This window comes from Streptomyces sp. NPDC006510 (assembly GCF_040611955.1).
Taxonomy (GTDB): Bacteria; Actinomycetota; Actinomycetes; order Streptomycetales; family Streptomycetaceae; genus Streptomyces.
In genome coordinates this window covers 120,422-133,327 of sequence record NZ_JBEXPH010000001.1, presented here as the reverse complement: position 1 = coordinate 133,327, position 12,906 = coordinate 120,422, and the positions used below count along the sequence as shown (strand labels likewise).

Below are 12,906 nucleotides of genomic sequence, written 5' to 3'. Positions count from 1 at the left end.
GCAGGAGTGATCCGCGATGATGACGCCATGCGGTTCACGTTTGTCGGCGATTCCATGACCATCGGCCGCGTCGGCGACTTCACCTGGCGCTACCGGATGTGGCAGCACCTCAGCTCCACCCTCGGTGCGCCGTTCGCGATCGTCGGACCGCGCAGCGAGCTGTACGACACGGCCGCGGACGCCCCGGTCGGTCATGAGTACGGCGCGCCGGACTTCCCCGCCGAGGCCCGCGCCCACCTGGCCGGCTGGGGCGAGGGCTGGCTGCACATGGCCCCGGTGATCGCCGGCACGGTGGCCGGGCACCGCACGGACGTCCTGCTCGTCTCGCTCGGCCTGATAGACCTCGGGTTCTACACGGACAGCGAGCAGACCGCCCTGAACGCAAGGGCGTTCATCGCCGCGGCACGCACCGCGAACCCGCACGTCAAGATGGTCCTGATGCCCGTGATACCGAACATCCGGGCCGAGTCGGACGCCCCGTTCGCCGCCGAGTGCGACCGCTTCAACGAGTTGCTGGCGAAGGCGGTCGCCGACCTCGACGACCCGATGTCCCCGGTCCTGCTGGCCTCCCGCCCTCCGGGGTACGACATCCACGAGGACACGTACGACGGAACGCATCCCGGCCCCAGCGGCGAGCACGCGCTGGCGGGCGCGTTCGCCGACGCGATGCATCAGGCGTGGGGGCTGGGCAGCCCGTACACGCCCCGCCCGTGACCCCGCCCAAGGGGAACCGACTCGGCGGGAACGGCCACCCGGCACCTCTGACCCGCCCGGCACGGCGAGGCGGGGCCGGAGCGACGGCGGCGGGCTGACGGAGAACGGCCGCCGCCAGGCGGCCCTGCCCGGCCTGCGGGCGCCTCACCGCTCCGAGGAAGGTCGGGCCCGCACGTGCATCCGCTCCCCCTGCTGCCCGAACAGGCTGAGGAATTCGACCGGATCGGGCCCGGCACTGGCCCACGCGTGCGGCGTACGCGTGTCGAACTCGGCGACCTCACCGGCCGTGAGCACCAGATCGTGTTCTCCCAGCAGCAGCCGCAACCGCCCCGCCAGCACGTACAGCCACTCGTATCCCTCGTGCACCCGCTGCTCCAGCGGCCCCGTGGACCCGCGGCCGCCGGGCAGGATCTGCTTGTACGCGTGCAGCCCGCCGAGGTGCCGGGTGAGCGGTACGAACGTCATGCCGTCGCGGGTGAAGGGGCGGAAGTGGATGCGCGGGTCGCCGGTGGCCGGGGCGCCGACCAGTTCGTCCAGCTGGACCCCGTACGCCTTGGCCAGCGGCAGCAGCAGTTCGAGCGTGGGCTTGCGGCCGCCCGACTCCAGGCGCGAGAGGGTGCTGAGAGAGATCCCGGTCGTCTCGCTGAGCTGCGCCAGGGTCGTGCCGCGCTCCTGGCGCAGGGCCCGCAGCCGCGGGCCGACGCCTGTCAGGACGGTCGTGATCTCGTCGTCGTCCGGTCGTTCCGCATGCTGCGCGCCGTCTGCCATGCCCCCATTATTTGCCGCCCCGGCAACCGGACCCGTCAGGACGGCAGGATCATGGCCAGCGAGAGCCGGGTCAGCTCATCGGTCAGCCACCGGGCGTCGACCTGGCGGGGCCGGCGGCCGTGGTGGGCCATGAGTTCGTCCACCGCGTGGTTCAGCACCGTGACGGTCACCGTGTGGTCGCTCGCCACCGCCTCGCCCCGGCGCACGGCGCGCTCGGCCTCGGACGTCAGGAACTCGATCCACATCGCCCGCCAGGTCGCGAGGTGGTTGTCCACTTCCCGGCTCACCCCGAGCACCTCGACGAACGCCACCCGGGCCGCGCACTTGTCCTCGGTGACCGCCCTCACGTAGGCGTCGAAGAGCAGCCGGACCCGTTCCGCCGTCGGGCAGTCCTCCATGCCCTCCGCCATCAGGGCGTTCTCGGCGGCGCGCAGCCCGTGGGTCGCCACCTCGTCGTACAGCGCCATCAGCAGCACCTCCCGGGAGAGGAACTCCTGCTGGAAGACGTGAACGGGCACCTTCGCGCGGGCGCACAGCTCCTCGACGCCCGTGTGCGCGTACCCGTACGCGCCGAACAACTCCCGCCCTGCCCGCAGGAGTCGGTCCCGTGCTCCCAGGAGCTCCATGGACTGCCCTGCCGCCCCGTTCCGCCGGATCGCCACGACACCCGTCATCGGTCCTCCTTCGTCGTCCGTACCGCTGCCCCCACTCTCCCCGCTCCGCCCCGCCGGTGGTGGGTCCGCCACGCACTGAGGCCCGCGCAGGGTGATCCCTCGGCCAAGTCCGATCAGCCATCCACCCGTTGCTGGTACGGGGGGAACGGAACTCCCGAAGAAGCAGCCGCCGGGGGGCGCGAAGCATGCCTCTTCACGCCCCAGCGCGGGTGCCCCTGCGGCCAAGGCCGGTACGCGCGAAAGGGGTTGCCGCCCCCATACTCCTCCGGCCGTCAGGCTCCCGCCCGCCTGTTTCGCCGGCCCCTGTCCAACTGGGCCCCGGGGCCTCGCGAATCTACGATTTCCCCAGGTGGAAAGGGGGGGCCGGGTGGACTGGAACATACGCACGACGGACGACGTACTGCGGCTCATGGACAACCTGTTCGCACGGGATGCCGACCGGTGGACGGCGGACGCGGGCTCCTGGTGGGACGGCTTCTACGCGGACCGGGAGAAGCCCGTGCCGTTCTTCGTGGCGAAGCCGGACGAGAGCCTCGCCTCGTACGCCGACCGCGGCCTGATCGCCCCGGGCCGCGCCCTGGAGCTCGGCTGCGGGCCGGGCCGCAACGCCCTGTATCTGGCGGGCTACGAGGTCGACGCGGTGGACCTGTCCCCGTCGGCCCTCGCCTGGGCCGGGGACCGGGCCCGCGAGGCCGGGGCCGACATCCGGTTCCACTGCGGCGACATCTTCGCGCTCCACCCGGACACGGGCGGCGGGAGCGGGCGTCAGGAAGCAGTGGCGCCGCCCCGGCCCGCCTCGGTGTCCGCGACGAGGAGAAGGCCACCGGGCGACCGCGGAGATCACCGCCGGGCAGCCGGACGCCGACCTGGAGGTGCGCCGACTCGATCTGGCGGATCTCGACTCGGTCCGGGCCTTCGCCGACCGGCTGCGCGCCGACCATCCACGGCTGGACGTGCTCGTCAACAACGCCGGGGTGATGGCACCACCCCGGTCACTGAGCGCGCAGGGCCATGAACTCCGGTTCGCCTGCAATCACTCGGGCCACTTCGCGCTCACCCCCGGGCTGCTGCTCGACCTGCTGTCCGTCGGACGCGATCCCGGGTGGTCACGGTGAGTTCCCCCAACCACCGGCAGAGCCGTCTCTTCCTCGACGACCTCTCGGGGGAGCGCACGTACTCACCGATGGGGTTCTACAACCAGTCGGTCCAGGCGGACGCACCACGGCCGGTGAAGCTCGGGCTTCACCGGCCGTGGTGCGTCCCTTACGGGTCAGGCCTTGCCGGTGCAGATCGCGTCGTAGGGCCGCCCCGGGCTCGGGAACAGCTCCAGGGGCTTGCTGCCGGTCGGGCACTGCGCGGCGGTCTTCGTCAGGTCGAGCACCTTGCTCACGCCGCTTCCGCCGCTTCCGCAGGCGACCTCCTTGGCCTGGTCGTCCACGCAGTCGCCCTTCACCAGCTGGCCGCCGCCCGCACCGGCGTCACCGGGGTGGTCGCCGCTCAGGTTGCGGCCGCAGATGGTCTTGCTGGGAATGCCGGACTTGGCGTCGCCGGAACCGAAGGAGACCTTCACCGAGATGATCGCGTCCGTGCCGGCCGGGCACTGGATGGAATCGGAGAAGATGGCGCCGTCCTTGATCTCCAGGGCCTTGAGCGTCGCCTTGGAGTCGCCGCAGTCCAGCGGCTGGTAGGCGTCCTTCACCTTGCTGTCGGGCCCGGCGCAGTCGCCGACCTTCCAGTCCTTGGCCTCGTGGGTACCGTCGCTCGACGACTTGTTGCAGGCAGTGGCCGCCCCGAGGACAAGTGCGACGGCCAGCACCGCCTTCGAGCCGTTCAGGAGAGCCGCACGAGAGCTGCGTCGCGGTGAGGAGACGGTGCTGCCTCGGCTGCCGCTACGGGGTCGCGTACTGCCGATAACTCTCATGCTGCTCCTTGAGTCCGTGTATGTGGCGCGGCCCGCACGGCACTTGGCGTGGTCCGCGCTTGGTGGCGCGCGCGTGATGACGACAGGACCGGGCGCCGCGGTTCCCGCTCCGGACGATTCAGCCGGCCCGCTGGGTGGGCGCGGCGAACTCCACGTCCGCGGCGCGCGCCACGACCTCCAGATCGCTGCCGAGGGCCCATTCGGCGACCCGTGAGACCGCGGCGGCCGGGACGACCTCGCTGATCCCGGGCGCGGCCGGGATGTCGTGCGTCGCGTGGGCGTCGTGCGGCATGACGACCCGGTACCCCAGCGCCAGCGCCGTACGGGCCGTCGCCTGTACGCACATCTCGGACATCACGCCGCAGATGGCGAGCGCCCGCACCCCTGAGTCCTCCAACAGGCCCCCCAGGGGCGTCCCGTGGAACCCGTCGTCCCTGGTCTTGCGGATCACGACCTCGGTGGGCGAGGCCTCGACGCGATGGTGGAGCTCCCACCCGGGCGCGCCCGGCTCGTCCCCCGCTCCGGGCCGCCCGTCGTTCTGTACGTGGACGACGAGCGCCCCGCCCCTGCGCGCCCGCGCGATCAGGTCCGCCGTCCGGTCCAGCAGCCGGGCCGCCTCGGGCACCGCCCGGTCACCCTCGACCGCGTCCGCCTGGACGTCGACAACGATCAGTGCCTGTACGGGAAGTGCGCGATGGCTCATGCCGTCATCATGTCCGTCGGCACCGGCCACCTCCACATGTTTTGAGACGGAGAGTGCCCCCCGCGCGCTGCCGAGCCCGTTGGTAGGGTCTTCAGCTCAATGTGATGTGAACGCATGCGTGGAACGGGGACTTCTTTGTCTGAGCAATTCCCTGCCGTAGCCTCCTCCCTGCTGATCGGCGGCCAGGTGGTCAGCCACACCAGCCTGGTCGGGGAAGGCACCGCCAATCTCCATCCCGCCATCCGGTCGTTCGTCGAATCACTGCCGGCCGACGTGCGCAAGCCGTTCACCGGGTGCTGCGCCGAATCGGCCCTGGTGTCCGACCAGTTGTGGGCGCTCGACTCCGCGCGGAGCGACAGCCGCCCGGCCACTCTCGACGAGGCCGCGCCGCACTTCGCGGGATCGGCCATCATCTCCAAGATGATCCGCGGCCAAGGACACCCCGATCACGGCAGGACCACCGAGCCGTGCGACGTCTGCGGACTGCTGCTGCAGACGTTGGGCGTGCAGGTGATGTCCTGACGCAGGACCCCCCACCCCGCCCTACGCCTTCAGCCCCACGATGCCCCAGCCCCGCCCGGCCGCTTCGGTGAGGACGCGTCCCCACTCCGCCAGCAGGCGGGCGAACCCGTCGAAGTCGCCGACCCAGCCGTCGGGGACCGCAGCGTGCTCGGTGAACGCCTCGCGCAACCCGTGGAGCCGTGGACGTACGCCCTCCCAGGTCGCGGTCAGCTTTCGGACACTCTCCGGTGACCGGGCGACCATCAGGCCGTACGAGCCTCCCGGGTCGTCGGAGAAGAAATCCTCGTCCGTCTGCCTCGACTCGCCGTCCATGCCGTCCCAGATCAACCCGAGCAAGAAGCTGTCCAGCTCAGCGCGCAACAGCGGATCGGCGTGGTCCCGGACGCGCTCCCAGCGGTGCGTGGCCCAGAAGTGCGGCTTGTACGAGCCCAGGGTGTGCAGGAATTCGTAGACGGCGAAGCGCGCGCTGTTCGGCCCCTGCGGCCATGTCCAGTCGCCCTGGACGTCCGGGGCATCGTGGTCCCACAGCCCTGTCTCGTCAGCACCCCAGGCGTCCTCCAGCCGCGACAACCGGTCCCGCTCGGACACTTCGCCCAGCCATGACCAGTCGACGATCAGCACCGTGATGTCAACTCCCATGGGGCGAGGCTACAGAGCGTCCGTACGCGACCGAGCCCGGTCAGGTCAGGTTGCCGTCCCGCCCGGTTCCGCCGCGAATGCTGCCACGCGTTCACGCCACGGGGTGTGGGGTGGCCCGTCCTCGTACGCGGCTGCCTGGGCCCGGTAGAACTCCCACGCCGCGTCGCGGTCCGGAGACACCTCGGATCACGACCCCGATCCGCGGTGTGAGATCGTGCTGCGCATGATGGAGCCGATGGCGGAGCCGTGGGTCCTTGTCGACGGCGCCGTTGAGGTGTCCGCCGACGCGGTGGCGGAAGCGCTCCGGGCCAGGATCGCCGACGGGAAGCTCGAATCGCTGCTGGAGAGCCCGTCCGGGCGAACCCTGTTCGTCGTGAGCAACACCGAGCGGGCGATGGTGATGCTGCTCGAATACCCCGGCGACCCCGGCGAGCACGCCGCGGACCCCGGGGCGGAGGACTGGAGCGACGGATTCGTCCTCTCCAACGGGCAGGCCGACGAATACCCCGACGCCGACACCGTGCCGCTCGACGAAGCCCTCCGGATCGTCCGCCACATCCTCGCCACCGGCCGACCCCCGGCCGACGCGGCCTGGGTGGTCGACCGCTGAACCGGCCCGTGATCAAGGCGTCAGGGTGTCAGGACGGGCATTCCGTCAGCTTCGGCTTGTTCGGCGGACTCTCCCTGTTCAGCAGCGGGGCGAGGTGACCGGCGTACAGCTGCTCCCAGACGCCGTCCGTCATGATCTTCTTCAGCGCCGAACACACCTCCCCCTTCAGCCCCTTCTCACCCGGATTCATGGCGACGCCGTAGCCCTCCGCTCCCGGACCGCTGTCCAGCCGCTTCAGCTCGGTGGGGTTGTTCTTGACGAACCCGGCGAGGATGACGTCGTCCGTGCTCACCGCGTAGACCGGCGACGTCGGGTCCAGCAGGTCGCGCACGCACCTGTCGTAGCCGCTCGGCAGCGACTGCGTCATGTTGTATCCCGCCTTGGGCAGCCATGACTCGTACGTCGAGCTCCTCGCGGTACACACTTCGAACTGCTTGTTCCGCAGCATCCTGGAGTCGTCGATCGACACCGCCTTCGCCTTCTTGCGGACCATGAAGCTACGGCTCGCCACGTAGTACGGTCCGGCGAACGCGACGCTGTAGTCGGGCGACTTCGCGTGCTTGCGCTCCTCCGTGATGCTGTAGGTGGCGATGACCAGATCCACATCGCCCTTCTGCAGTATCGTGCTCCGGTTCTCGCTGCTCACGGGTTCGAAGGTGACCCGGTCCCGGCGGTAGCCCATGTCGTGCGCGATGGCATAGGCCATTTCGATCTCGTACCCGCGGTACTTGCCGCCCTTGGCCCGCTCGCTCAGTCCGGGCTGGTCGGCCTTGACGCCCACCTTCAGGACCGGGTGCGTCTTGATGTACGGCTCCGATTCGGGGCCCGGCCCCGAACGGCCGCCCGCGTCCGCCTTGCCGTCCCCCTGCATGCGGTCCACGGCGAACCATCCGAGACCGGCCAGCAATGCCGCGCACACCACGGCCGCCGAGACCTTCTGCCGGCTCCGGCCGCGCTTCTCCGGTCGCCGCGGCGGGGGCGGCGGGGGTGGGGGCAGTGCCTGAGGGGGTACGGGTGGCGGCACGGGCGCAGGCTCGGGTACCGGGTCCGGCTTCGCGGCGGAATTGCGGAGGATCTCCTGGAGCATGTCCTCCGCGCTCGCCGCGCTCAGGCGCCGGCCCGGGTCCTTGTGCATCAGCTGCCCCACGACACCGGCCAGCTCCCCGCCGTGTTCCATCGGAAGGGGGTCGGACTGGCAGGCGGCGACCAGGACCTCGTACTCGTTCGGCCGGTCGAAGGGATGCCTGCCCTCGACCATCTCGTACAGCGTCACACCCAGCGACCACAGGTCGGACGCGGGAGTCGCGGCGCTCTCCTGCGACGTCTGTCCGAGCAGCTCGGGCGCCAGGTACTTGAAGGTGCCGATCAGCTCACCGGCCCTGGTGAGCGGGACGGCGCCGTCGAAGGTCGCGATCCCGAAGTCCGCCAGGATCGCGAAGTCGTCCTTGGCGAAAAGGATGTTGGCCGGCTTCACATCGCGGTGGACCACCCGCGCCTCGTGAACCGCCCGCAGCCCGCCCAGCACCTGAAGGCCGATCGCGGCCGTCCGCCGCACCGAGAGCCGCTGCTCCGCGCGCATCAGGTCCGCCAGCGAACGCGCGTCGAGCAGGTCCATCACGATCCAGACCTGGTTGCCGGACTCGACCCTGTCGTGCACCGCCACCACGTTCTGGTGCCTGATCTTGGCGATGGCCGCGGCCTCCCGCCGGGCCCGCTGCATCATCTGCTCCTGCGTGGCCGCCCCGATGGCGTCCCGGCCCAGCAGGCCCTTCACGGCGACGTGACGGTCCAGGCGAGTGTCCAGCGCCTCCCAGACCTCGCCCATGCCGCCGCGCCCGAGGCTGTGCAGCAGCTCGTAACGGCCGTCGATCACATGGTGCGGTGCGGGGGCCGCCGCCCGGTCCGGCGACTGGGACGGCTCCGACTCCGTCTCCGGCCACGGCTGTGCGTGTTCGGTCGAGTCGCTCCGGAGGAAGTCGCCCGCCCGGCCGTCGGCGCTACGGGGGGAGTCGTCGCCCTGCCCGTGGTCCGAATCGCGACCGTCCGTACCCTCGCTGTGCATGCGACCCCCTGTGGACTACATGGAGGCAACAGACTAGACGCTCGGTCATATGCGAAGTGGCCCACAGCACCTTGCGATTCGGTCATCGCGCGACGCTCCCCGGCCACCCCCTCGGCCGTCCGTACTCACCCTCCGGCGAACCGCTCCCCGCACCGGCTGCAGAACACCGGCTCCGGGTCCGGCGAGAGCCGGCCGCACCCCGGGCAGACCCGGTCCAGCATGCAGGGGGCCTCGCCGCCCTCGTACGACGGCGCGGGCACCGCCGGGGCCGCGGACTTGATGGTCAGGCCGGGGCGGCGGCGGTGGACGGTCAGGTAGGTGAGGCCGTCCGGGCCGGCCGCGAGGGCGCGGCGGGAGGTACGGGGCAGCCAGGCGACGGTGGTGGGCGTCAACTCCAGCGAGTCGGCCCCCGCGTCGATCCGGCCGTTGCCCGCGACGACGACCAGGAGGACGTCCAGCACGTCCTCCTGGTGCATACCGACCTCGCCGCCCGGTGGAAGGCGCACCAGGTTGGCATCCAATTCCCGGCCCTGCTCGGCAAGTTGCCACAGCGCCCCGCGTTCGTCGCGGGTCGCGCCACGGAGCAGTTCGTCGAGTACGGCCAGAACGCGGGGTGCGGGGTTCACGGCACCCAGGCTACGCGTCGGCGGGGGCGGTGCCGGGCTGTCACCCGGGCATGGCAAGCTGTGCCTCCGCTGTATGCGCGCGGTAGCACTCGTACCCCCCACTGGTCACGTGTGACCTGTGCTGTCGCCTGTCGCAGCGACTCAAGAAACGAACATCGAAGACGATCCTTGGGGTACGACTTGAGATCGAAGCGCAGAATCCCGAAGCAAACCATCTCGAAGCGAAGAATCTGGATCACGGCCGCCGTGGCGACGTCGGCCGTGGCCGGTGTCCTGGTATTCGAGGGGGTGACGGGCAACTCCTCGGTGGACACCGACGCCAAGTCCGGCCCCACGAAGGCCGAGGTGCGCGCGACCTCGCTGAAGGTCGGCGGTGACGGCACGTCCGCCGTTCTCGGCAAGCGGGACACCGCACCGTTCAGCATGCTGGGCATCACCTGGACCGACCCGGCGGCCCGGGTCACCGGAGCCGTCGAAGTACGGACCAAGTCCGCCACCAGCGGGAACTGGACGTCCTGGGTGCCGCTCGAAACCGACATGGACGGGCGTACGGAGACCGGCCGGTCCGGCGTACGAGGGAGCACCGAGCCGCGCTGGGTGGGGCCCTCCAACGGTGTGGAGGTACGGATCAACGCGGGCGGCAAGGTCTCCGCGAAGCTGCCCGCGGGGCTGCGGCTGGACACCGTGGACCCGGGCCGGGGCAGCACGCTCGCCGCGGACCCGGCCGCCTTCGCGGCCGATCTGCCCGCTGAGGACCCGTCGGCCACGCCCACCACCGACCCGGCCGAGCCGGTCCCGTCCGATCCGGCCACGCCGGGCGACGGCACCGAGACGCCCGCCGAGCCCACGCCGTCCGAACCGGCGACGCCGACCCCGTCCGAGCCGGCCACCCAGGAGCCCACTCCCCCGGAGAGCCCGACCCCCTCGGCGTCGCCGAGCTCCTCCCCGGCCGAGACCCTGCCGCCCGCGCCGCCGTCGACCGTGCCGAAGCCGCCGATCGTCTCGCGGGCCGGCTGGGGCGCCGACGAGTCGATCAGCCCGGAGGCGCCGGAGTACCTGGACGGCATCAAGGCTGTCTTCGTCCACCACACCGCGGGGAGCAACACCTACTCCTGCGCGGACTCCGCGGCGGTGGTACGCAGCCTGTACGCGTACCACGTCCAGAGCGAGCACTGGAAGGACATCGGCTACAACTTCCTGGTCGACAAGTGCGGGACGATCTTCGAGGGCCGCAAGGGCGGGGTGGACCGGCCGGTCTTCGGCGCGCACACCTACGGCTTCAACCGGGAGTCGACCGGTATCGCGGTGATCGGCACGTACACGGACGCGACCGCGCCCAGTGCGGTGACCACGTCGGTGGCCCGGATCGCCGCGTGGAAGCTCGGCCAGTACAAGGGCGACCCGGCGGGCAGCACCATGCTCACCGCGGGCGCCACCGGCAGCAACTACTTCGGCACGCAGTTCACCGCCGGTACGAAGTACTCCTTCAAGCAGATCTCCGGGCACCGTGACGGCTTCAACACCCAGTGCCCCGGCAACATGCTGTACGGACAGCTGAAGTCGATCCGCGATCTCGCCGCGGGCCCCGTCACCGGGCTGGCCATCAAGTCGGTGACCGGCGCCGGGCTCTCGGGCACCACGTACTACACCAGGTCCGCGGTCACCGTGGGCTGGTCGGCGAGCACCCCGAGCGCGTTCGTCTCCAAGTACGAGCTGCTGGTCGACGGCAAGTCCGTCGCCACCACCGCGGGCACCGCCGGCTCCGCGCCGGCCACCCTCGCCATCGGCTCCCACCAGGTCCAGGTCCGCGCGACCCACCAGTCGGGCAAGGTCACCACGTCCGCGGCGGCCACCGTGGTCGCCGAGCAGACGGCGCCCACGTTCTCCACCAAGCCGAACCTGGCGCTGCGCACCGGCACGGTGAACACCACGGCCGTCCCGGTCACCCTGAAGTGGAAGGCCACCGACGCCGCTTCGCTCAAGGAGGTCCGGCTCACCGCACCGCTCGCCAGGACCTACGGCCCGACGACCACCAGCGCCTCGCACACCGCCAAGTCGGGCGTGGCGACCACCTGGTCCATGAAGGCGTACGACCAGGCGGGCAACACCGCCACCGCGTCGGTCGCCGGTACACCGGTCATCGTGCAGGAGAGCTCGGCGACGAAGTCCGGTACGTGGACGACGCGGTCCTCGACCAGCTACCTCGGCGGCAAGTCGTACTCCAGCTCGTCCAAGGGCGCCGCTCTGAGCTGGACGTTCACCGGCCGCTCGGTCGCGCTGGTGGCCTCCCGGGCCACCACCTCCGGTCAGGTGTACGTCTATGTGGACGGGGTGAAGGTGTCCACGGTGGACCTGAAGTCCAGCACCACCAAGTACCGCGACGCGCTGTGGACGAAGAGCTGGTCGTCCAGTGCCAAGCACACCGTCAAGATCGTCGTCGTCGCCACCTCGGGCCGGCCGACGGTCACCACCGACGGCATCGTGTATCTGAAGTGATCCGCACGGCGGTCTGAAGCAATCCGCATGACGCGCTGCCCCCGGGACTCGGCAGATCCCGGGGGCGGTCGCGTGCCGGTCACCCTTGCTTCGAGCGGACTCGAAGGCGTTGGCTTGGTGCCCATGGAGTACACACAGCTCGGACGCACCGGACTCAAGGTCAGCCGCCTCGTCCTCGGCACCATGAACTTCGGCCCGCAGACCAACGAGGTGGACAGCCACGCCATCATGGACGCGGCACTGGACACGGGGCTGAACTTCTTCGACACCGCGAACGTGTACGGCTGGGCCGAGAACAAGGGCCGCACCGAGGAGATCATCGGCACCTGGTTCGCCAAGGGCGGCGAACGCCGCGACAAGGTGGTCCTGGCCACCAAGATGTACGGGAACATGGGCACCGACGGCGAGGCCTGGCCCAACCACGACAAGCTCTCCGCCGTGAACATCCGGCGCTCGGTCGATGCCTCGCTGAAGCGGCTCCAGACGGACTACATCGACCTCTACCAGTTCCACCACGTCGACCGGAACACCCCCTTCGAGGAGATCTGGCAGGCGATCGACGTCCTGGTCCAGCAGGGCAAGATCCTCTACGCGGGTTCCTCGAACTTCGCCGGTTACAAGATCGCCCAGGCCAATGAACTGGCCGCCCGGCGGGGCTCGTTGGGGCTGGTCAGCGAGCAGTGCATCTACAACCTGATGGAGCGCCGCGCCGAGATGGAGGTCATCCCGGCCGCGCGGGACTACGGCCTCGGGGTCATCCCGTGGTCCCCGCTGCACGGCGGGCTGCTGGGCGGTGTGCTGAAGAAGGAGCGCGAGGGCACGGCCGGGCGCTCGGCCTCCGGCCGCAGCGCGGACGCACTGAAGAACGCGGCGCAGCGCGAGAAGATCCAGGCGTACGAGGACCTGCTCGACAAGCACGGTCTGGAGCCGGGCGAGGTCGGCCTGGCCTGGTTGCTCACCCGGCCCGGGGTGACGGGGCCGATCGTCGGACCGCGCAACCGGGAGCAGCTGGACTCGGCGCTGCGGGCACTGGAGCTCGACCTCTCGGCGGAGCTGCTGGCGTCGCTGGACGAGATCTTCCCGGGTCCGGGGCCCTCGCCGGAGGCGTTCGCCTGGTGAGGACCGTCTGACCGGCCGTTGGACCACCGGGCCGTCGCCGTCCCGTCCCCGC

13 protein-coding genes and 1 pseudogene are annotated in these 12,906 nt (G+C 70.7%); 7 read left to right on the top strand and 7 right to left on the bottom strand.

Going from position 1 to position 12,906, the window contains the following annotated elements:
* Positions 1-27 precede the first annotated feature (27 nt).
* Entirely contained in the window at positions 28-714 is a 687-nt protein-coding gene (locus tag ABZY11_RS00675; protein ID WP_356477000.1) for a GDSL-type esterase/lipase family protein, read from the top strand.
* Between the two features lie 144 nt (positions 715-858).
* Here ABZY11_RS00675 and ABZY11_RS00670 read toward each other — a convergent pair whose 3' ends face one another.
* The gene (locus ABZY11_RS00670) at positions 859-1,482 is read right to left on the bottom strand and encodes a helix-turn-helix domain-containing protein (RefSeq protein WP_356476999.1); all 624 of its coding nucleotides are present in this window, start codon (positions 1,480-1,482) and stop codon (positions 859-861) included.
* Between the two features lie 35 nt (positions 1,483-1,517).
* Positions 1,518-2,108, bottom strand: coding sequence for a TetR/AcrR family transcriptional regulator (locus ABZY11_RS00665; RefSeq protein ID WP_356477077.1), 591 nt, complete (start codon positions 2,106-2,108; stop codon positions 1,518-1,520).
* Positions 2,109-2,523: 415 nt separating this feature from the next.
* Here ABZY11_RS00665 and ABZY11_RS00660 point away from each other — a divergent pair.
* Positions 2,524-2,892: pseudogene (locus ABZY11_RS00660) on the top strand (class I SAM-dependent methyltransferase); the annotation flags it as partial.
* 136 nt (positions 2,893-3,028) lie between these two features.
* A complete protein-coding gene (locus ABZY11_RS00655) occupies positions 3,029-3,271 on the top strand; it encodes an SDR family NAD(P)-dependent oxidoreductase (protein ID WP_356476998.1) in 243 nt (80 codons plus the stop codon).
* A 155-nt stretch (positions 3,272-3,426) separates the two neighbouring features.
* On the opposite strand, the gene ABZY11_RS00650 is transcribed toward ABZY11_RS00655, so the two are convergent.
* Positions 3,427-4,077: a hypothetical protein gene (locus tag ABZY11_RS00650; RefSeq protein ID WP_356476997.1), complete on the bottom strand. Its 651-nt coding sequence runs from the start codon at positions 4,075-4,077 to the stop codon at positions 3,427-3,429.
* 118 nt (positions 4,078-4,195) lie between these two features.
* A complete protein-coding gene (locus tag ABZY11_RS00645) occupies positions 4,196-4,780 on the bottom strand; it encodes a cysteine hydrolase family protein (RefSeq protein ID WP_356476996.1) in 585 nt (194 codons plus the stop codon).
* Positions 4,781-4,915: 135 nt separating this feature from the next.
* Between ABZY11_RS00645 and ABZY11_RS00640 the strand changes: the two genes are divergently transcribed.
* The gene (locus tag ABZY11_RS00640; RefSeq protein WP_356476995.1) at positions 4,916-5,302 is read left to right on the top strand and encodes a YwqJ-related putative deaminase; all 387 of its coding nucleotides are present in this window, start codon (positions 4,916-4,918) and stop codon (positions 5,300-5,302) included.
* Between the two features lie 21 nt (positions 5,303-5,323).
* Here ABZY11_RS00640 and ABZY11_RS00635 read toward each other — a convergent pair whose 3' ends face one another.
* Positions 5,324-5,941 (bottom strand): hypothetical protein, encoded by a 618-nt coding sequence (locus ABZY11_RS00635; protein ID WP_356476994.1) that lies wholly within the window; start codon positions 5,939-5,941, stop codon positions 5,324-5,326.
* 223 nt (positions 5,942-6,164) lie between these two features.
* Between ABZY11_RS00635 and ABZY11_RS00630 the strand changes: the two genes are divergently transcribed.
* The gene (locus ABZY11_RS00630) at positions 6,165-6,551 is read left to right on the top strand and encodes an Imm1 family immunity protein (protein WP_356476993.1); all 387 of its coding nucleotides are present in this window, start codon (positions 6,165-6,167) and stop codon (positions 6,549-6,551) included.
* A gap of 28 nt (positions 6,552-6,579) precedes the next feature.
* On the opposite strand, the gene ABZY11_RS00625 is transcribed toward ABZY11_RS00630, so the two are convergent.
* Positions 6,580-8,613 carry a serine/threonine-protein kinase gene (locus ABZY11_RS00625; protein WP_356476992.1) on the bottom strand — a complete coding sequence of 678 codons (2,034 nt, stop codon included), beginning with the start codon at positions 8,611-8,613 and terminating at the stop codon, positions 6,580-6,582.
* Positions 8,614-8,738: 125 nt separating this feature from the next.
* Entirely contained in the window at positions 8,739-9,239 is a 501-nt protein-coding gene (locus tag ABZY11_RS00620; RefSeq protein ID WP_356476991.1) for a hypothetical protein, read from the bottom strand.
* A gap of 423 nt (positions 9,240-9,662) precedes the next feature.
* On the opposite strand from ABZY11_RS00620, the gene ABZY11_RS00615 reads away from it, so the two are divergent.
* Positions 9,663-11,735, top strand: a complete 2,073-nt coding sequence (locus ABZY11_RS00615) for an N-acetylmuramoyl-L-alanine amidase (RefSeq protein WP_356477076.1) — start codon at positions 9,663-9,665, stop codon at positions 11,733-11,735.
* Between the two features lie 123 nt (positions 11,736-11,858).
* Entirely contained in the window at positions 11,859-12,854 is a 996-nt protein-coding gene (locus ABZY11_RS00610; RefSeq protein WP_356476990.1) for an aldo/keto reductase, read from the top strand.
* The last annotated feature ends 52 nt before the right edge of the window (positions 12,855-12,906 follow it).